This window comes from Paraflavitalea pollutisoli (genome assembly GCF_029360705.1).
In the GTDB taxonomy this organism is placed as follows: domain Bacteria; phylum Bacteroidota; class Bacteroidia; order Chitinophagales; family Chitinophagaceae; genus Paraflavitalea; species Paraflavitalea pollutisoli.
This window is the reverse complement of record NZ_JARKMX010000014.1, coordinates 867696-888084: the sequence shown is the minus strand read 5'-3', so window position 1 is coordinate 888084 and position 20389 is coordinate 867696. Positions and strand designations below refer to the sequence as shown.

Genomic DNA, 20389 nt, shown 5'->3' with positions numbered 1-20389 from the left:
AGAAGCTATTAAACGATATTTCATGAAACGAATCATCAATTATCTCGCTATACCTGCCTTGCTGGTGGTATTCTCCGCTTGCAAGAAAGACAATTTCGATCCGCCCGGTACTACTTTCAAAGGCCGGATCACCTACCAGGGACAACCAATCATGGTAGAACAGAACCAGGTGCGCTTTCAGCTCTGGGAATCCGGCTGGGGATTGTATGCTCCGATCGATGTGCAGATCACCCAGGAAGGGAATTTCTCCGCTGTGTTGTTCAATGCCAACTACAAATTGGTGATCCCTAAAAATGAGGGTCCGTGGATGCTGAAAGAAGCAGGTGCTGCCAAGGATACGCTCCTGGTCGATCTGAAAGGTAACCAGATCCTCGACATCGAAGTAGTGCCTTACTACATGGTACGCAATGCACAATTCTCCCAGGCCAATGGGCGGGTAAGTGCCACCGTGAAGATCGAAAAGATCATTACGGATGCCAATGCACGCAATATTGAATCGGTATCCTTGTATATCAACAAAACCACTATTGTCGGCTCGAACGGGAATATGCAGGTACAGCGAAAAGATTCTACGGTGAATGGGGCTACCGACCTCAACAACCTGCAATTAAGTGTAGCTATCCCATCCATGACCCCGGCACAGAATTATGTTTTTGCGCGTGTAGGTGTGAAGATCGCCGGAGTGGAAGATCGTCTGTATAGTCCAATCCAGAAAATCACATTCTAAAACCATTTAGCCATCAGGTGGACCCGAGCTGCCTGATGGCTTTTAAACCTATTTAATTCCCATTTATTCAATAGATTTAAGGTTCAAATCAATTACATTTATCATGCAACGTGTACCCGTCTTCTTACTGCTGTTATTACTGACCGGTAGCCTCTATTCCCAACAAAGCTGGCAAGTTGTGCCAGGTCATATTACGACCCAATGGTCGGCAAATGTAAATCCTGCTGCTCCGCTGCCCGAATATCCCCGGCCGCAGCTGGTACGCAAAAACTGGCAAAACCTCAACGGCCTGTGGCAGTACGCCATTCTGCCCAAAGCACAGGAATCCACCTTGCCTGCTTCCTTCGCTGGAAACATCCTGGTACCTTATGCAGTTGAGTCGGCCTTGTCGGGAGTTGGTAAAACAGTGGGAAAAGACAGTGTACTGTGGTATAAACGACTGATCGCTATTCCTGCTGCTAAAAAGGATCAGCAAATATTACTTCATTTCGGTGCTGTTGATTGGCGCTGTACCATCTATGTGAATGGCCAGCAGGCTGCCACCCACGAAGGTGGCTTTGATCCATTCTCGGTCGATATTACTCCTTTTCTGAAGAAAAGTAAAGAACAGGAATTTGCTGTTTCCGTATGGGATCCTTCGGATGAAGGCCCTCAGCCCCGCGGCAAACAAGTAAAAAAGCCAAACGGTATCTGGTACACCCCGGTAACCGGTATCTGGCAAACGGTGTGGCTCGAAACGGTGGCTAAAACACATATTGTAACGACCCGCCAGACACCGGACATTGACAACAAAACCATTTCCGTAGAGACGAATGTAGCCAATGCACAAAGCGGCGACCTGGTAAAAGTGACTATCCTCGATGGAGCTGCTAAATTGAACGAATACAGTACCGCTGCCGGACAGCCGGTAAAAGCGGTCATCGATAATCCCAAACTGTGGACGCCCGAGTCTCCCTTCCTCTATGGTCTGAAAGTGCAGGTGCTGCGCAGTGGGAAAGTGGTAGATGAGGCAGACAGTTATTTCGCCATGCGTAAAATATCCATGGCTGCTGATGCCAACGGCATCCAGCGCATGTTGCTCAACAATCGATTTGTATTCCAATACGGCCCCCTCGATCAGGGTTGGTGGCCCGATGGTCTTTATACTGCGCCGACTGATGAAGCCTTGAAATTCGATATCGTGCAAACAAAGGAAATGGGCTTCAACATGATCCGCAAACACGTGAAGGTGGAGCCTGCCCGCTGGTATTACCATTGCGATCAGCTGGGTATGCTGGTATGGCAGGATATGCCAAGCGGTGATCTGGGTGCCCGCTGGGAACCTCGCCCGGCTATAGAAGGTATCGGATATGATATGGAGCGCAGTGCAGCTTCTGAGAAGATCTACCGTACCGAATGGCAGGCGATCATGGAATCACTGCACAATTTCCCCAGCATCATCGTGTGGGTACCATTTAACGAAGCCTGGGGACAGTTCAAAACCAAAGAAATCGTTGACTGGACCAGCAAACTTGATCCTTCTCGCCTGGTCAACACAGCCAGTGGTGGTAATTTCCATGCTGCGGGACATATCATCGATCTGCACAATTATCCGCAGCCTGCTATGCCCAGTGCCGATATATACGGAAATAAGTATGTGATCGTATTGGGTGAGTTTGGTGGCCTTGGCTTACCACTCGAAGGCCATACCTGGCAGGATAAGAACAACTGGGGATACCGCAGTTTCAAGAGCCAGGATGAACTGGCAACCAATTATGCACAGCTCATCGACAAATTTCCCGCACTGATCAAAAAGGGACTGTCGGCTGCTGTGTATACGCAAACGACAGACGTGGAGGTTGAAACCAATGGTTTGCTCACCTACGACCGCAAGGTGTTCAAAATACCTGTGCAACGCCTGAAAGAAGTGCATAAGAAGTTATACGATATCAACCTCGTGACCATGAAATAATGAAAGATATGCCCGATACTATGTGGAACAAGAACAAAAAGCATATCGTTGCAACGGCTTGTTTATGCTTTTCCCTGACTGCCTCCCTGCACGCGCAAACAGCCCTGAAGGCGGAGGTTGTACGCAAGCCCGATAACGCTGTACGAAATCAGTATTATGCCAGTAATAAAGCGCCCCTGCAACAACAATACTTTGTAAAGCTGCCCGTTACAGCAGTGAAACCTGGCGGTTGGCTGCGCAAGGTAATGGAGTTGCAAAGAGATGGCCTTACCGGGCAACTGGGAGAGATCAGTATCTGGTTGTCTCGGCAGGACAATGCCTGGCTGCACAAAGACGGCAAAGGAAAATATGGCTGGGAAGAATTGCCCTACTGGCTGAAAGGATATGCCAATATCGGATACATGTTGCAGGATGTGAAGATGATCAGGGAGGCAAAGTTCTGGCTTGATGCGGCCATCGACAACCAACGGGCAGATGGTGATTTTGGCCCGCTGGTTACCCGCCATGGAAAACGCGACCTGTGGACCAATATGCCTATGCTTTGGTGCCTGCAATCCTACTACGAATATTCCAACGATGATCGGGTATTGCAACTGATGAGTAAATACTTCAAATGGCAGTTGTCGCTGGCCGATGATCAGTTGCTGGAAGATTACTGGGAAAACAGCCGCGGTGGTGACAATATTTACAGTGTATACTGGCTGTACAACCGAACCGGAGAAAGCTGGTTGATGGATCTGGTCACCAAGCTGCACAACAATACTGCCAACTGGCGCCAGACCACCAACCTGCCCAACTGGCACAATGTAAACGTGGCGCAGTGTTTCCGCGAGCCGGCACAATATGCTATGCTCAGCCGCAATGAAACCGACCTGAAGGCTTCGTACGATAATTTCAGGTTGATACGCGATATCTACGGACAGGTTCCTGGCGGTATGTTTGGCGCCGACGAAAATGCCCGCAAGGGATACGACGATCCGCGTCAACTGGTGGAGACCTGTGGTATGGTGGAGCAAATGACCTCGGATCAGATGTTGCTCTGGTATACCGGGGATACAAAATGGGCGGAGAATTGTGAGGATGTTGCCTTCAATACCTTTCCTGCAGCATTTATGCCGGACTATCGTTCGCTCCGTTATCTCACAGCCCCCAATATGGTGGTGAGCGATAGCAAGAACCATGCACCGGGTATAGACAACAATGGTCCCTTCCTGATGATGAATCCATTCAGTAGTCGTTGCTGCCAGCACAATCATGCGGCTGGCTGGGTATACTACGCAGAGAACAGCTGGATGGCTACACCCGATAACGGATTGGCTGCACAGTTATATGTCGATGGACAGGTAACAGCAAAAGTTGGAGCGGGAGCTACCGTGACAATCGTAGAAAACACACGTTATCCGTTTGAAGAGGCGGTGAATTTGACGGTGAAAACCGCCAAGGCTAACACCTTCCCGTTGTACCTCCGGCTACCCGAATGGTGCCAGCAACCCGTGGTGAAGGTAAACGGCAAGCAGGTTACCTTTCAACCGATGCCCGGCGGTTATGTTAAGCTAAACAACGAGTGGAAGAACAACGACCAGGTAACCCTTGAACTGCCAATGCAGCTAAAGCTACGCACCTGGGAAAAAAACAAGAACAGTGTAAGCATCAACCGCGGGCCTATTACTTATTCACTGCTGATCAACGAGCGATACGAAAAGAAGGACAGTAAGGAAACCGCCATCGGAGATTCTAAATGGCAGGAACAGGCAGATCCGGCCAAATGGCCATCATTCGAGATCTTTCCTGACAACGACTGGAACTATGGGTTGTTGCTCAACGAACAGTCCCTGGACAAGCAGTTTACAGTGGTACGGAAAAACTGGCCAAAGGACAACAATCCCTTTACGCAGACCAATGTACCGATCGTATTGAAAGCAAAGGGCAAACAGATACCTGCCTGGACCATCGATCAATATGGTTTGTGTGGCTTGTTACCCCAGAGCCCGGTGGCGACTACTGCACCAGTTACAGCATTGACACTTGTACCTATGGGGGCAGCCCGCTTGCGGATAGCTTCCTTTCCGGTGGTACGGTAAGATAAATACAAGGACATGAACCGTAGATGGCTTTTAGTTTTATGTTTAGTTTACGTCGCAGGTAAAGGTGCGCTGGCCCAAACCCCCGGCGCTACTTTTACCAATCCTTTGTTAACCTCCGGAGCCGACCCTTTTTCGTTCTACAAGGATGGCTACTATTATTATACGCATACGACTGGTAACCGGATAGACCTGTGGAAGACAAAAAGCCTGGCCGACCTCAAGACGGCACAGCGCAAAACGATCTACCGGCCGCCCGCCAACACGATGTATTCAAAAGAATTGTGGGCGCCTGAGATTCATTTCCTGCAAGGCAAGTGGTATGCTTATTTCGCGGCCGATGACGGTCGCAACGATAATCACCGCATGTATGCATTGGAGAATGCGTCTGCCGATCCGATGGAAGGTGAATGGGTCTTTAAAGCGAAAGTGGCCGATCCTGCCGATAAATGGGCCATCGATGGAGATGTATTTACCTGGAAGAACCAGCTGTATATGATCTGGTCGGGCTGGGAAGGAGACACGAACGGCCAGCAGGATATTTATATTGCCAAGATGAGCAATCCCTGGACCATCGAAGGACAGCGGGTGCGCATCAGTGCCCCTCAGTTCGAGTGGGAAAAACATGGAGACCTGGGCGGCAATCCACCACATGTCAATGTAAACGAGGGGCCGCAGGCGCTCATACATGGGGAACGGCTTTTCATTGTGTTTTCGGCCAGTGGTTGCTGGACAGATTTCTACGCTCTCGGTTTGCTGAGCTTCACCGGCAAGGACAACCTGCTGGAGGTTACCAGTTGGAAGAAACACCCTATTACATTGTTCAGGCAATCGAAGGAGAACGACGTATATGCACCCGGACATAACTCCTTTTTCAAATCACCGGATGGTAAGCAGGATTGGATCCTTTACCACGCCAATAGTGCACCGGGGCAGGGATGTGGCGGGTTTCGCTCTCCGCGGGCTCAGCCATTTACCTGGGACGCAGCGGGTATGCCACAGTTTGGAGAGCCTGTTAAAGAAGGCATACCCGTCCCGGTGCCTGCACAACCCTGATCACGAAAAGAAATTACTACAAAATAGAAAGCTTACAAATGAAAAAAGCACTGGCCATAGGATGTTTGATGATGCAACTCGGCAGCATAAACGCACAGGAGATGCGTGCGCCTGCTTACCCCCTGATCACGCACGATCCCTATTTCAGCGTATGGTCGACCACGAATGAATTGAATGCAATGCCTACGAAACATTGGACGGGCGCTGATCAATCATTGATTGGCCTGATCAATGTAGATGGCAAGGTGTATCGCTTTATGGGTGCGCCGGAAAAAGTTTACCAATCCGTATTGCCAGCCTCCGATGAGCAGGCTTATGACTTTGCCTACACAGAAAGTGAACCGCCGACAGGTTGGATGACTACTTCCTTTGATGAAGGTAGTTGGAAAAAAGGCGCCGCTCCCTTTACAGATAACCGCGAGGCTGGCGGCACGTTGTGGAGAAGCAGGAACATCTGGGTGCGCCGTACGTTTGAATTGGAAAGCACAGCCGATCTGCGGAAACTGTTGTTGAAACTCAACCACGACGACAATACAGAGGTATACCTTAATGGAGAGAAAATTTACAGCCATGTAGGCTGGCTCAATAAGTTCCAGTATTTCGCTATTCCCGAAGCAGCTGCCAGTAAACTGGTGAAGGGAAAGAATGTACTGGCCATTCATGTCGCTAACACGGCAGGCGGGGCCTGGCTCGATGCTGGTATCGTCAGCGAGCCCAAAGAGCAACCTGGTGGTAACATGCAGCTGGCAAAGCAGGAGAGCGTAACGGTCAACGCTACGCAAACCATTTACCAGTTTACAGCAGGTGGTACGAAACTCAAGCTCACTTTTACTTCTCCCTTACTGCCAGATAATATTGACCTGCTGTCGAGGCCGGTTACCTATGTACAAACGGCTGTCAGTTCCGCTGATGGCGCTAAGCACACGGTACAGGTCTACCTGGGCGCTTCTTCTGCCTTGGCCACCAATACACCCGCGCAGCCGGTTGTGGCGGAACAATACAATGCACAGGGTTTGGGTATCCTGAAAGTAGGAACCCTCGAACAACCGATCTTAAAGAAAAAGGGTGATGACCTACGCATCGATTGGGGATATCTCTATGTGGCAGCGGCAGAAAAAGACCAGCCTAAGCAATGGGTATCAACCTTCTCCGGTGCTATGAGCGCGTTCAGCCCGGCGATGGTCAAGCGCGCTACCAAGCTGGAAGGAAAACAACTCTATGTAAATACGGTACTCAGCGGAACTGCCGCCAGGGGCAACGAGATGGTACGCACCTTCCTGATCGGGTACGATGACGTGTATGCCATTCAATACTTTGGCCAGAACCTGAAGGCCTGGTGGGCACAGAATGGCTCGACCATCGAGCAGGAGTTAGGTAAAGCAGCCAAAGAGCAAACAATGGTTCTTGAAAAATGCAACCAATTTAACAAGAAACTCTATGACGAAACCCTGCGCGCCGGTGGTGAGCAATATGCGCAGCTGTGTGAGCTCGCCTATCGTCAAAGTGTATCGGCCCATAAAGTGTTGAAAGATACTAAAGGCGATATCCTTTTCCTTTCCAAGGAGAACTATAGCAATGGCTGCATCAATACAGTTGATGTAACCTATCCTTCGGCTCCTTTATACCTGGCCTATAATCCCGATCTGCTGAAAGGCATGCTCAACGGTATTTTCTATTACAGTGAAAGCGGTAAATGGACAAAGCCCTTTCCGGCACATGATCTGGGCACCTATCCGTTGGCCAATGGACAATTGTATGGTGAAGACATGCCCGTGGAAGAAGCAGGTAATATGATCATCCTGACTGCAGCCATCGCGAAAGCGGAAGGAAATGCCAACTATGCGAAGCAACACTGGAATACCCTGAGCACCTGGGTGGGATACCTGGTAAAGGATGGATTTGATCCTGCCAATCAATTATGTACGGATGATTTTGCCGGTCACCTGGCGCGCAACGCCAACCTGTCGGTAAAAGCGATCATGGGTATTGCGGGATATGCAATGCTGGCTGGCCAGCTTGGTGATAAGGCTACAGAACAAAGATACCATGACACGGCAGTGGCAATGGCAAAACGCTGGATGCAGCTGGCCGGTGATGGTGATCACTACACCCTCGCATTTGGCCGTCCGGGTAGCTGGAGTCAAAAGTATAACCTGGTGTGGGATAAGCTACTTCATTTGAATGTATTCCCAAAAGAAGTATATGAGAAAGAAATTAAATACTATCTCACCAAGCAACAAACTTATGGATTGCCGCTCGACAGCCGAAAGACCTACACGAAGTCAGACTGGATCATGTGGACAGCTGCGCTGACCAATAACCGGGCAGATTGGAATGCCCTGGTAGAGCCCCTATATAAATATGCTGCTGAAACAACTACCCGGGTACCGCTGTGTGATTGGCACGAGACGACCAATGGAAAACAAGTCGGGTTTCAGGCCCGTAGTGTGGTAGGGGGCTATTTTATCAAACTGTTGGATAAATAAACCGGTGATCCTCGTGTGGGGCTTAGTCTCGCACGAGGATCATTATTCTTAACCATACGACCGGATCTGAATGTCCGGGCAAGCCAAAACGATTCTTGTCTATGAAAAAGATCTGCTATCTGCTATTGCTCGCGTTGACGCAATTGTCGACGCAGGCCCAATCTGCCAACCAGGTACTGGGCTCCCGTCTTTCACATTATGTATTCGATCAGTTTGCTCCAGGCAAGGTTTACCTTCATTCCGGCGAAGTGTCCGATCGAAAGCTCAACTACAATACCCTTACCTATGAAATGATCTTCGACAACAACGGCCAGCCATTGGCTATTGCGAATCCACAATCGATCGACTCGGTCATCATTCAGGGGCGCAAATTTATTCCCGTCAACAAAAAGTTTTATGAATGGGTTGCCGGCACTACCTACCCTGTCTATGCAGACTATATTGGTTCCGTGGAAGAACAAGGCGTTTCTTCCGGGTACGGATCTACCACGGCGACTTCTTCCTCCAACGTCATGAAAAGCCTGCATGGTGCAGGTACGGTATACGCGCTTCAACTGCCTGAAGAATACAAAGTGACTACTAAAACCGTTTATTTGCTCCGAAAGGACAATACTTACACCAAACTCTCCAACCCGCAGCAATTGGGCAAGCTGGTGCCGGATAAAAAGAAATGGCTGGGCGAATACCTGAAGGCCAATCCAGTCGATTTCAATCAACGGGAAGAGGTGATCCGGCTGATCAAGGCACTGGAAGCTCAGTAACGCCGGGTTTCCGCCCTGCGTAAACCATCCAATATTGATCAACTTACCGGCATGAGTGAACCTACAGTAAGAATAACCATACTTGATATCGCTCGCGAGCTAAATGTGGCGGCAGCCACCGTATCTCGGGCATTGAATGATCATCCGGCGATCAGCGATGCTACGCGGGAAGCCGTGAAGGCAGCCGCCAGGCGAATGAATTACCAGCCCAATAAAATAGCCTCTTCTTTGCGGTCGGGCCGGTCAAAGATCATTGGGGTGATCATTCCCAGTGCCGAGATCAATTTCTTTGGATCGGTGATTCATGGTATCGAGAAAGTGGCCAGCAGGAATGATTACAACGTGTTGCTGTACCAAAGCAATGAATTGTACGAGCTGGAAAAGAAGGCTGTACAAACCTTTGTTAATTCGCGCGTCGATGGGGTGCTGGCTTCCATTTCGAAAGAATCGATCAACCTCAAGCATTACGCCGACCTGAAAGCCAAAGGCATTCCGCTGGTGCTGTTTGATCGGGCGCATGAATCCCTGCAGGTACCTGCCGTGGTGGTGAACGACTACCAGGGGGCCTTCGATGCTACTACGCACCTTATACAACAGGGCTGCCGTCGTATCGCACATATCGGCGGACAACAACACGTGGCGAATTTCAATCAGCGCTTACGGGGGTATATCGATGCGCTGAATGTGCACAATATTGCGGTCGACGATGACCTGATCGTATATGGCAAAGTGAGCATCGAGTCGGGGAGGGAATGTATGAATAAGTTGTTGCCCTTGCTGCCGGATGCTGTCTTTGCAGTGGAAGATTTTACCGCCCTGGGGGCAATGCAAGCCATCAAAGAAGCTGGCCTGCAGATCCCACAGCAGATCGCAATCATTGGTTTTGCCAACGAAATGTTTAGTGAATACCTGACACCGTCGCTTTCAACCGTCAACCAGCATACCGAACGGATGGGGGAGGAAGCAGCAGCGTTGTTTTTCGATCTGCTGCATAAAAAAGTATCACTCAAAGCGCCGCCCCGCAAACTCGTACTGGAGCCGGCCATCATCGTACGTCAATCTTCCAACCTACAAGGGCTGATACGAAGCTGAGTTGTTTTCTTTTCAGGACTGTAGGACGTTTGCCGCCAAAGCAATGGCTAATTCCCGATCCGGATTTACCGGCTCACAAATTCGCAGTATCTTACGGGGGTCATGTTATCATTAAAGCCCTATGCATTCAGCGCTTTGCTGATCATTTGCCCCGCGCTCTTGAAGGCGCAAAAAATACCGTTGGCCAAAAAACCGCTCAGTCCGCTGGAAAGTGGATTCAGCGTACCTCCGGACTCCGTAAAACCCGGTGTGTATTGGTATTGGATGAACGATCATGTATCTCCCGAAGGTGTGGTGAAAGATATCGAAGCGATGCAGCACGTGGGCATTGGTCGTGCATTTATCGGCAATATTGGAAACCCACCGGAAGAACTGCCTTATGGCGATGCTCCCTTATTTTCCGATACCTGGTGGGCTGCTACGGATGCCGCCGTACGTTCCGCTTCGCAACACGGTATAGAAATTGGCCTGTTCAATGGCCCGGGATGGAGCCAGTCTGGCGGGCCCTGGATCAAGCCTGCACAAAGCATGCGGTACCTTACTGCTGTTGAATGGCGGGTTAAGGGTCCCAAGCGGATTTCCTTGCCTCTACAGGTGGAGCGGCCAGATTTTCAGCCAGTGGCAGTGATGGCCTATCCGGCCCCCGCCATGGACCAGGAAGAGATCGCGCTGTACAATCCCGTAGTTGCTAGCTCGATTGTGTTGAGCAACACTATCAATCTGACTGATAGAGATCCAGCTTCAGAAGTCTTGTTTCCCGCCAACACACAGGAAATAACCATAAACCTTACGGTAACAAAAGCCTTTACTGCCCGCAGTATGGTATTGTATCCCGCGGCTACCCCTTTCCGCGCACACGTGCAATTGCAAGCGGGAGACGGAAGTTCGTTTACCACGGTCGATGAACTGGAACTGGACCGTTCCAATCCCCAACTCAATGTAGGGTTCCTGCCCTATGCCCCCGTAGCAATTTCATTTCCTACTACTACGGCAAAAGTCTTCAGACTGGTGATCAGTGCCATCAAAGGAAAGGCCGGCCTGGCGGAGATTAAGCTGGCTGCCTCCCCCGTGATCGATCACTATATGGAGAAGCAGTTGGCTAAGATGTATCAGTCTCCTTTACCGGCCTGGAGGGAATACCAATGGAGCAATCAACCGGAACCGGAATCGAAAGACCTGGTGATCGATGCCAATAAAGTCATGGATCTTACACGGCAACTTTCCCCCAATGGCACTTTGCATTGGAATGTACCGAAAGGCGATTGGATCATTGTGCGGTATGGGATGGTACCTACCGGTGTTACCAATGCGCCTGCCAGCCCGGCAGGCAAGGGGCTGGAAGTCGATAAAATGAACCGTGCCATGCTGCCAAAGCATTTTAGTGCCTTTGCAGGCACCATACAACAACGTATCGCGCCAGAGCACCGGGCTGCATTAAAGTGGCTGGTTGCCGATAGTTACGAAACGGGGTCACAGAACTGGACAGACGATATGGCGGCAGATTTCCACACGGCCATGGGGTACGATCCCTTGCGTTGGCTGCCCGTGTTGTCTGGCCGGGTAGTAAATAGTGTTGAATTGTCCAATCGATTTCTATGGGACCTGCGGCGCTTTATTGCCGACAGGGTGGCCACGCACTACGTAGGTGGACTGCGTACAGAGGCCAATCAGCATGGTATGAAGTTGTGGCTGGAAAACTATGGCCATTGGGGATTCCCTGCCGAGTTCCTGCAATATGGCGGACAGGCAGATGAAGTGTCGGGAGAATTTTGGAGTGAAGGAGAGTTGGGCAGTATTGAAAACAGGGCGGCTTCCTCCGCAGCACATATTTACGGCAAAACAAAAGTGTCGGCAGAGTCCTTTACTGCCGCAGGAAATTCATTCGGGCGTTATCCCGCCATGTTGAAAAAACGGGGCGACTGGTCTTTCACCGAGGGCATCAACAACACCTTGTTACACGTTTATATTCACCAGCCTTATGAAGATAAAAAGCCGGGCGTGAATGCCTGGTTTGGTACAGAATTCAACCGGCACAATACCTGGTTCAATTACAGCAAAGCATTTATCGATTATATCAGACGCTGCAATTTTCTGTTGCAACAAGGCAAACCAGTGAATGATGTCGCTTATTATATCGGAGATGATGCACCCAAGATGACGGGCATTCGTGAACCGGAGTTGCCGGCTGGTTATCAGTTCGACTATATAAATGCGGAAGCTATCGCCAAACTGACGGTTAAAGACGGACGTATGGTATTGCCGGATGGCATGTCGTACCGGTTGCTGGTACTTCCGCCTGCTGAAACGATGCGGCCAGGTGTATTGGTAAAGATCAAAGAACTGGTACAGGCGGGTGCTGCCATATTGGGCGCACCACCCAAGAGAGCCCCAGGATTGCAACACTATCCTGCTTCCGATATGCAGGTGCAGCGCACCGCTGCCGAAATGTGGCAGGGGGTAGATGGCATTCAGACAAAACAAGCGACCCTGGGAAAAGGAATGGTGTTGAGGGACATGACGATGAAACTGGCATTGGCTTTGGTGCAGACACCCCCTGATTTCATCAGCAATACCGGCAGCCAGATACTGTACACGCATCGGGCGCTTCCCGGGGCGGAGATTTATTTTATCACGAACCAAACCGAAACGACATTGGGTTTTGAGCCTGCTTTTCGGGTGACGGGTTTACAGCCCGAATGGTGGGATGCCACAACGGGCGACATGCGTTCGCTACCTGAATATCGGATCGAGGGAAGGCATACCGTAGTTCCCCTGAAACTGGAGCCATTGCAAAGCGCTTTTATCGTATTCAGACGGCCGGCAATAGGAAAGATCCCTGGAGTGAATTTTCCGAAGCTAAAGCCACTGCAATCGCACAGCAGGCAATGGACAGTGCAGTTTGATACGGCTATGCGTGGGCCGGCAAAGGCTATGGTGCTAAACAAACTGGAAGATTGGAGCCAGCAATCAGCAGATAACATTAAATACTATTCAGGTCCGGCAGTCTACAAAACCAGTTTCACCGGTTATACATTGACCAAGGGAGAAAAAGCATGGATGAACCTGGGAGTAGTATATAACCTGGCACAGGTGAAGCTGAATGGAAAAGAATTAGGCACCCTGTGGACGGCTCCCTGGCAAATCGACATCACGCCAGCACTGAAGGCTGGTGAGAACAAACTCGAAATAACCGTGGTCAGTACCTATGTGAACCGGCTTATTGGCGATAGCCGGCAGCCCGTTGATCAGCGTAAAAGCTGGATGCCTTACTATCCTTATAAACCCGATAGTCCCCTGCAGCCCTCGGGCCTGGTTGGGCCGGTTACTTTTTGGTCGATGAAGGAGTAGGGGCAAAGCTTCGGCAGGATCCCTGCAATTATACATATCTTCACTCCATGCCATTATCCCGTCGACAATTCCTGACATCAACAGTTGGAGGTCTGCTCTCCACCAGTGCTATAGCCAACACGCGTTGGGAAGGGCCGGAGGCGCAAGGGACGCTCATGACGGTATTGGGCCCGGTTAAAGCAGCCCAAATGGGCACTACGCTTATCCACGAACATATTCTGGTTGATTTTATCGGGGCCGAAAAGATCAATGAAAATCGCTGGGAACGGGAGGCTGTCATTCACAAAGCTTGGCCTTTTATCGAAGCGGTAAAAGCTGCTGGTGTCAAAACCTTCTTTGATTGCACACCGGCCTTTGTAGGGCGTGATCCACTATTGCTGAAAATGGTCGCACAGAAAAGCGGGTTGCATATCGTAACCAATACGGGCTATTACGGAGCCTTTAACAACAAATACCTGCCAGCCTGGGTACATACGGAAACTGCAGAACAACTGGCGGCGCGATGGATCAAAGAAGCAAAAGACGGTATTGGGGATTCTGGGGTTCGGCCTGGCTTTATCAAGATCAGTGTGGATGAAGGTAAGTTGACACCTGTACACCAAAAACTGGTCCGGGCAGCCGCCATCACACACCTGGCTACCGGCCTTACGATTTGTTCCCATACCGGCAGAGCGCCTGCCGCTTTCGAACAAATCGAGCTATTACAAGCCGCCGGCGTACAATCTGCTGCTTTTGTGTGGGTGCATGCGCAGGAAGAAGCGGACCTGCATTTACAGGCAAAGGCGGCCCGGGCAGGAGCCTGGGTAAGTCTTGATGCAATTGGATGGGGAGATCCGGCCGACTATGTTAAACCATTGCTCCAGCTTAAAGGACAGCAATTGTTGCAACGGGTATTGGTCGCGCATGACGCGGGCTGGTACGATCCGGAAAAACCCGATGGAGGGCCGTTTGTCGGTTATACGGCGCTATTCACAAAGTTGCTGCCCCTACTCAGGGAACAAGGGTTTTCACAGGCAGACATCGATCAACTCATTGTGCACAACCCAGTACAGGCATTTACAACCGGCATTCGCCGCGCATAGACCAATGAGCAACTGCTCCTTGCTCCAAATTCCTATATTGCAGCCTAAATCAGGCGCAGGTGGAACCATTCAAGAACCTCTACAACGATACCTTTTTCAACAAGCTGACCAGCATACTTGGCAAAACCCTCAAAGGCTTCGATAAGAAACAATTTCTTAAAAAGATACATGACGACGAATGGGAAGCGCGCGAATTGAAAGCGCGTATGAAGCATATAGCCGAAACGTTACACCAGTTCATGCCGCCAACCTATGAGCAGGCAGTAAAGCAGCTATATGCATTTATTGAGGCTGTTCTCAAAGAGGGCGGTCGCGGTGGATTGGAACATATGTTCCTGACGGAATATGTAGAAAAGTACGGCATCGAGCATTACGACATCTCCATGAAAGCGATCGAATTCATCACACAGTTCATCAGTTGTGAATTCGCTGTCCGCCCCTTCATTGTGCGCTATCCTGCGAAAGCCATGAAACAGCTGCTTAAGTGGTCCAAGCACGAGAGTTTGCACGTGCGCCGGCTTTCAAGTGAAGGATGCAGGCCGCGTCTGCCCTGGGCCATGGCCCTGCCGGCCTTGAAAAAAGATCCGACGCCCATACTACCCATCCTGGAGAACCTAAAGGACGATCCTGCAGAGTTTGTACGCAAGAGTGTTGCTAATAACCTGAATGATATCGTTAAGGATAATCCTGATATCGTACTGGCTATTGTACGACGGTGGCAGGGATACTCACCCCGCACCGATTGGATCATCAAACATGGTAGCCGGACCTTGTTGCGTAAAGCCAATCCGCAAGCCATGAAGCTGTTTGGCCTGGCAGTATCCGACAAAGTAGTCGTTGATAAACTCAGGATCACCGATAAGAGCATCGGAATAGGAGATTCCCTGCATTTCACCTTTGAGCTGATCAATAAGGGAGATCAACCCATCAAGCTGAGGGTAGAATATGGTATCGACTATGTCAAGTCGGGTGGCAAGGGAAGCCGGAAATTATTTAAGATCACAGAAAATACCTACCAACCCGGTAAGCCGGTTGTATTTAAACGTGCCCAGTCCTTCAGAGACCTTACCACCCGCAAGCACTATGCGGGTCAGCATACCCTAGCCATTGTTATTAACGGGGTAGAGTTGGCGAGCAAGAAATTTACGGTCAGCAAATAAGGCCCGACGAATTACACGTAAAATAAATGCCGGACCAGGTTGACTGGCCCGGCATTTATTCTTTTCAGCGTTTACGCAGGAAGAGTAGGCTGTGTAGGAACGGTAGGTTGCAACCAGGCCCTGAAAGCGGCTATTTTCTGCTTTGCGATCCAATGCTCCGTATTGCTTACTGTACGCAGCAAGTGATTGAATGCCTCATTGTTGAAATCGGAACCGGTAAGGTACACATAGCGGGTGGCCATAAATGCCGTGATTTCGGTATGGAGGGGATCTGCCGCCTGCAGTACCTGTTCATCCAGCAAATGTTGCCAGAGGGTACGCAAAGCAGGCTCACGAATTTCAGTGATCTCATCGATCTGTCCTTGTAAGCGGCCGATCGTTAAATTCGGGTCAGAAAATAGCTGCACCGTATTCATGATCGCCGTGGCAGGATTGGCAAGTTGTTGGTCGAGCAGCAACCATTTACGGTACAGTGGTAAACCTTCACGGTTTTCCTGCATCAACCAGGTGAGTAGCTCCTGATCCAGTTCCTGGCGGCGTTGTTGTAAGCTGGCAGTTTCGGTACGTAATAGAGTGGCTACTTCAGCGGCATCCCCGGCGGAACGCTTGGTGCCGTCGAAATCAAAATACTTGATGCCAGTATCGCCTTTAGCAATCGCTTCAACGATCTGCAGGTCGGCTGTTGTACGTGCCAGTTGGTCTTTCAGGTGCCGGTTGGCAGTAGTATCGATTGTCGACCATGCAATAGCCGTGGTGGCATTGGCGGCTGGTAGTTGAGCCAGATAGGGATAGTATCCCTCAAAGAAATCTTTGTAGACTGGGGGGAGTGACCAGGCTGCTTCGTTGTCTTCATAACGCTGCTTGAACTCATCGGCAGCATACAATTGAAAGCCATCTACCGCGACCTGTGCGGTATTGTAAATATGGTTGGTCAGTCGCAATTGCAGGGCTTCCGGCTGGTCAAAGATGGCCCAGGCAGGCGTATCGGTTACTGCCGCATCCAGTCCCAGTTGTTGTAACCGTTCTGTACGGTCTTGATTAGTAGGGTGACTGGCCCACTGGTCTTTGTAATTGATACGAGATGGGAAACGGCTGGTGAGAAAGGCCGGGGTGACCACTGGTAATCCCTGTTGAAGAGACAAACCATGCCTGAGCGAGGTTTGTTGCATGACAACGAGCTGATCGGCAAATACATTCTGTGAAGCCTGCTTGCGTTCGATGGCTTCATTGACTTTTGCCAGTACATGGTTGTAAGAGGCACTGGCCAGTTCGATACGATGAAAAGCGGTAACCAGGTTATTGCCTCCGGATACAGAAGCGGCCACCGCATCGGCATGAAACTCCATTTCACGGCTGAGGCTCATGTAACGCTTGTTCATTACCATGTATACCTGCTTGAGTATCCATTGAATGCCACGGGCAATACCCACCGTGATGGACGCGAATATGGCCAGAATACCATCGAGGCTGCCCCAGGCATTGAGGAAATTGGTGTAGCTGTTGTTTTCATACAGCATGTTGTAGATCACCTGGTTCACGTTGTAGGTAAAACTGCCCAGCTTCATGCTGCGTTGGCTGAAGTGCCCGAATTCATGCGCCATAACGGCCTTGAATTCACCCATGTTGATAGCGTTGACCAGCCCAAGGCCAATCTCCAGGTTTTTACGAACCGGAATGAACATACTCCAGAAGGAAGAATTATAGAACACACAGGCATTGACCTGAGCCGAGAGGTAGATCTTCTTGGGGAAGGGTGTTTGAGTTTCTTTTGTCAATGTGCGGATGAACGCAAAAAGCCTCGGCTGCTCCGATTCTTTCAGTTCAACGCGCTGTGAATTATCGGTGGTTCGTTTGGCAAAGATAAACTTGAGGAGAAAGTATACTAGTGACAAACCAACCGCCATCAGCCCCAGGCCAATCACCAGGGTCAGGAATTTGGGCATGGCAACGATCAGCGAATAGCCCAGGTAAAAGCAGGCAATGGATAGCAATACAGCACCGATGACCAATAGCAGGTAGACGGCAAAAAACAGTACGATGGTATAGACCACACCAACGACTTCTTTTTTGAACTGGACCGACGGGGTAATGCTGACAGCATCTGCGTTTAAGGGTTTGGGAGGGTATAGAGGGTTCATGGGGTGAAAATATGGGTTAATATAGCCTATTTTCACAATTATTAAAAACTATTCGCGGAAGCTGCATGTATTGTATACATACAGTAAGCCTATGCGCAATAGAATCTACCTGCTTACTCCGATCCTTGGTTTTTGCAGTTTTGTTTTATTGTATATCATCGCTGCCGCCCTTTACCCCGGCGGTTCGGACGCCGATCCGCAATCCGGGGGATTCAGCGTCCTGCACAATTATTGGTGCGAACTACTGAGCCCTCAGGCGGCCAATGGAGCCGCAAATCCGGGTTGGCGGGTAGCGATGACTGCCATGATCCTATTGTGTCTTTCACTGGCTGTCTTCTGGTGGCAGGTACCTATCCTGTTTGGCAGTTGCCTGGCGCACAAGATCTGTATCAGAGGTGCTGGTGTAATCTCGATGGCGATCACTCCTTTCTTGTCATCCAGGCACCATGATCTCGTGATCACGCTAGCCAGTATTCCTGGCATTGATGCGCTGATGACGACCTTCCTGGCATTCTATAAAGACCGCCGTTACCGGCTGGTCATTTTGGGTGCAGGTTGTCTCGGCATGATTGGTGTCAACAATTATGTGTACTATACGGGTTATGGTTTGTATGCGCTGCCGGTACTGCAAAAGGCTACTTTCCTGCTGGTCATGATCTGGATGAGTTGGGTTACCTGGCTGGTGTATCGGCACGCACGAAAACGGTAGGAATACCAAACCGGTCCCGCTACATCATTCGGAATTCAGTTTGGGCATTTCGGACGTTTTAGTGGCTGATTGATGCTACTGCACTTCGTTTGAACAGCTATCAATAGTAGCTTTCCATGATGAACAATACTGTCATAGCCGACACTACCTGGAATCCTGATGCGGGTATGATCATTACTAGCCTCAGCGGTCAGGTAAACAGCAATGATATTGAGCGATGGGAGCGATCGCTTCAAACTGCGTTCAGTCAATTGCCTGACGAAAGCAGTTTTAAGATCTTCGTCAACCTGTACGGCTTCAAAGCCGTAGATTTTGAGGTGCACAAAAGATTCCGGAGTATTGTTCCTTTAAGCCTGGCTGCTTACGGTTGGCGGGTCGGCTACCTCGATCTGTTTGAGGAAGCGGCGAACCTACCATTGGTTGTAACACGTGGCATTCGTTGCACGGCTGCGGCACATGCACACCAGGATGAAACCAAAATCCAGCTGTATGAATCCAGCTACAGCCACGATCGGGAACATTATTTTACCGACCCTTTACTGGCAGAACAGTGGATCAGGTCGTTGTAAGAAAGACAAAAGCCTGATGGCGAACCATCAGGCTGTATGATAGGGAACGGATACTGGTCTCTCAAGGTCAATAAGTTGCTTTATTCTTCCGCACTGTTCTTCATCTTCATCAGTAGTGTATACGCGTTCTTGGTAACCAATTTTTTATCCTCGGCCAGGGCTGTTTTGAGCTCGGTATAGCCTCCATGGGATACGCCGGTCTCCACAGGCAGCAATTTGAAGGTATTGGGTGCTTCTTCCACGAAAACATAATACGCGTTGCTCCATTTCACCACTGCATCCTCGGGTACCGACAATACTTGTGCATTGTTGAACTCGATCTCCGCATTCATGAACATACCGGGCATGAGGTCTTTGGATCCCTGTAAGAAATGACAGTGTACCTCGGCTGAACGTTCTTCGTTAACAGCAGGCGTGATCAGTTCAACTGTTGCCTGGTATTTGACACCGGGGTTGCTATTGGAGTAGCAGACCACAGGCTGACCCTTCCGCAGATTGGCCGCATGGTTCTCAAATACTGTCAGGCTGAGGTGCAGGTCATTCGGGCTGATCAGTTCGAATAACACATCTGTAGGACTTACATACTTGCCGATATTGACATTTACTTTACTCACATAACCACTGATGGGCGCATACAGGTGAATGCTGCGTGAGATTGTATTTTCATTGAGCGATGCAGGGTTGATGCCGATCAGCCGCAGTTTTTCGGCGAGTGAACGCACCAGGATCTTCTGGCTTTCATATTCACTACGCACCTGCTGGAACACTTTATCGCTTACGGCTTTGGTGGCATTCAGGCCTTGCTGACGGGAAAAATCGGCCTCGGCAAAGCCCAGTTTACTTTTGGCCGTCAGGTAGTCTTCCTGCAACTGAATGTACTGCTGATCTTCCAGGGTAGCCAGCACAGCACCTTTGCTGATCTTCGTACCGGGCAACAGGGCTGTTTTCTTCAGGTAGCCACCCAATGGTACGCTGATCGATACGATATTTTGAGGCGGCACATCGATGATACCACTCACCTGCAGCGAGGTATGCATGCTTCTTTTTGCTGGTGTACCGGTAGCAATCCCGGCATTGCCAGCCTGTACAGCCGTGAGGGTTACCACATCTTCCTGTACTTGAAAACTGTCAGCGGTAGCAATAGGATCGTCAGCGGGGGCGGGCTCGTCCTTGCATTGCGTCAGCAGGCTGGCCAGGATCAAAACGGTTATTATTCTTTGCATCATGAT

The 20389-nt window shown here is 50.1% G+C and carries 14 protein-coding genes; 12 read left to right on the top strand and 2 right to left on the bottom strand.

All coding sequences use genetic code 11. The features are described from left to right. Positions 1-22 precede the first annotated feature (22 nt). The 10 genes from P2W70_RS33910 (at position 23) to P2W70_RS33865 (ending at position 15744) form a co-directional block, all read left to right on the top strand. Complete coding sequence (locus P2W70_RS33910; protein WP_276486062.1) at positions 23-727, top strand: DUF3823 domain-containing protein; 705 nt, start codon at positions 23-25, stop codon at positions 725-727. 103 nt (positions 728-830) lie between these two features. Next, positions 831-2678 (top strand): glycoside hydrolase family 2 protein, encoded by a 1848-nt coding sequence (locus P2W70_RS33905; protein ID WP_276486061.1) that lies wholly within the window; start codon positions 831-833, stop codon positions 2676-2678. An 8-nt stretch (positions 2679-2686) separates the two neighbouring features. Continuing rightward, positions 2687-4759 (top strand): beta-L-arabinofuranosidase domain-containing protein, encoded by a 2073-nt coding sequence (locus P2W70_RS33900; RefSeq protein ID WP_276486060.1) that lies wholly within the window; start codon positions 2687-2689, stop codon positions 4757-4759. A 15-nt stretch (positions 4760-4774) separates the two neighbouring features. After that, on the top strand, positions 4775-5815 hold the full coding sequence (locus tag P2W70_RS33895) for a glycoside hydrolase family 43 protein (protein WP_276486059.1): 1041 nt from the start codon (positions 4775-4777) through the stop codon (positions 5813-5815). A 38-nt stretch (positions 5816-5853) separates the two neighbouring features. Continuing rightward, a complete protein-coding gene (locus P2W70_RS33890; RefSeq protein WP_276486058.1) occupies positions 5854-8301 on the top strand; it encodes a glutaminase family protein in 2448 nt (815 codons plus the stop codon). 101 nt (positions 8302-8402) lie between these two features. Continuing rightward, positions 8403-9062 carry a hypothetical protein gene (locus P2W70_RS33885; protein WP_276486057.1) on the top strand — a complete coding sequence of 220 codons (660 nt, stop codon included), beginning with the start codon at positions 8403-8405 and terminating at the stop codon, positions 9060-9062. A 51-nt stretch (positions 9063-9113) separates the two neighbouring features. After that, a complete protein-coding gene (locus P2W70_RS33880; protein WP_276486056.1) occupies positions 9114-10154 on the top strand; it encodes a LacI family DNA-binding transcriptional regulator in 1041 nt (346 codons plus the stop codon). Positions 10155-10256: 102 nt separating this feature from the next. Next, complete coding sequence (locus P2W70_RS33875) at positions 10257-13502, top strand: glycosyl hydrolase (protein WP_276486054.1); 3246 nt, start codon at positions 10257-10259, stop codon at positions 13500-13502. A 47-nt stretch (positions 13503-13549) separates the two neighbouring features. Beyond that, entirely contained in the window at positions 13550-14584 is a 1035-nt protein-coding gene (locus P2W70_RS33870) for a phosphotriesterase family protein (protein ID WP_276486053.1), read from the top strand. 59 nt (positions 14585-14643) lie between these two features. Further along, complete coding sequence (locus P2W70_RS33865) at positions 14644-15744, top strand: DNA alkylation repair protein (RefSeq protein WP_276486052.1); 1101 nt, start codon at positions 14644-14646, stop codon at positions 15742-15744. Between the two features lie 71 nt (positions 15745-15815). Here P2W70_RS33865 and P2W70_RS33860 read toward each other — a convergent pair whose 3' ends face one another. After that, the gene (locus tag P2W70_RS33860) at positions 15816-17882 is read right to left on the bottom strand and encodes a M48 family metallopeptidase (RefSeq protein WP_276486051.1); all 2067 of its coding nucleotides are present in this window, start codon (positions 17880-17882) and stop codon (positions 15816-15818) included. A gap of 91 nt (positions 17883-17973) precedes the next feature. Here P2W70_RS33860 and P2W70_RS33855 point away from each other — a divergent pair, with 91 nt between their 5' ends. Beyond that, positions 17974-18591: a hypothetical protein gene (locus P2W70_RS33855; protein ID WP_276486050.1), complete on the top strand. Its 618-nt coding sequence runs from the start codon at positions 17974-17976 to the stop codon at positions 18589-18591. Positions 18592-18707: 116 nt separating this feature from the next. Continuing rightward, complete coding sequence (locus P2W70_RS33850) at positions 18708-19160, top strand: hypothetical protein (RefSeq protein ID WP_276486049.1); 453 nt, start codon at positions 18708-18710, stop codon at positions 19158-19160. Positions 19161-19240: 80 nt separating this feature from the next. Here the strand turns inward: P2W70_RS33850 and P2W70_RS33845 are convergent, their stop codons facing one another. Beyond that, entirely contained in the window at positions 19241-20386 is a 1146-nt protein-coding gene (locus tag P2W70_RS33845; RefSeq protein WP_276486048.1) for an efflux RND transporter periplasmic adaptor subunit, read from the bottom strand. Between the last annotated feature and the right edge of the window lie 3 nt (positions 20387-20389).

What these genes read in the sequence shown, in the direction of transcription:
- P2W70_RS33910 (WP_276486062.1), top strand. Translation starts at nt 23, where the DNA reads ATGAAACGAATCATCAATTATCTCGCTATACCTGCCTTGCTGGTGGTA.
- P2W70_RS33905 (WP_276486061.1), top strand. Translation starts at nt 831, where the DNA reads ATGCAACGTGTACCCGTCTTCTTACTGCTGTTATTACTGACCGGTAGC.
- P2W70_RS33900 (WP_276486060.1), top strand. Translation starts at nt 2,687, where the DNA reads ATGCCCGATACTATGTGGAACAAGAACAAAAAGCATATCGTTGCAACG.
- P2W70_RS33895 (WP_276486059.1), top strand. Translation starts at nt 4,775, where the DNA reads ATGAACCGTAGATGGCTTTTAGTTTTATGTTTAGTTTACGTCGCAGGT.
- P2W70_RS33890 (WP_276486058.1), top strand. Translation starts at nt 5,854, where the DNA reads ATGAAAAAAGCACTGGCCATAGGATGTTTGATGATGCAACTCGGCAGC.
- P2W70_RS33885 (WP_276486057.1), top strand. Translation starts at nt 8,403, where the DNA reads ATGAAAAAGATCTGCTATCTGCTATTGCTCGCGTTGACGCAATTGTCG.
- P2W70_RS33880 (WP_276486056.1), top strand. Translation starts at nt 9,114, where the DNA reads ATGAGTGAACCTACAGTAAGAATAACCATACTTGATATCGCTCGCGAG.
- P2W70_RS33875 (WP_276486054.1), top strand. Translation starts at nt 10,257, where the DNA reads ATGTTATCATTAAAGCCCTATGCATTCAGCGCTTTGCTGATCATTTGC.
- P2W70_RS33870 (WP_276486053.1), top strand. Translation starts at nt 13,550, where the DNA reads ATGCCATTATCCCGTCGACAATTCCTGACATCAACAGTTGGAGGTCTG.
- P2W70_RS33860 (WP_276486051.1), bottom strand. Translation starts at nt 17,882, where the DNA reads ATGAACCCTCTATACCCTCCCAAACCCTTAAACGCAGATGCTGTCAGC.
- P2W70_RS33855 (WP_276486050.1), top strand. Translation starts at nt 17,974, where the DNA reads ATGCGCAATAGAATCTACCTGCTTACTCCGATCCTTGGTTTTTGCAGT.
- P2W70_RS33850 (WP_276486049.1), top strand. Translation starts at nt 18,708, where the DNA reads ATGATGAACAATACTGTCATAGCCGACACTACCTGGAATCCTGATGCG.
- P2W70_RS33845 (WP_276486048.1), bottom strand. Translation starts at nt 20,386, where the DNA reads ATGATGCAAAGAATAATAACCGTTTTGATCCTGGCCAGCCTGCTGACG.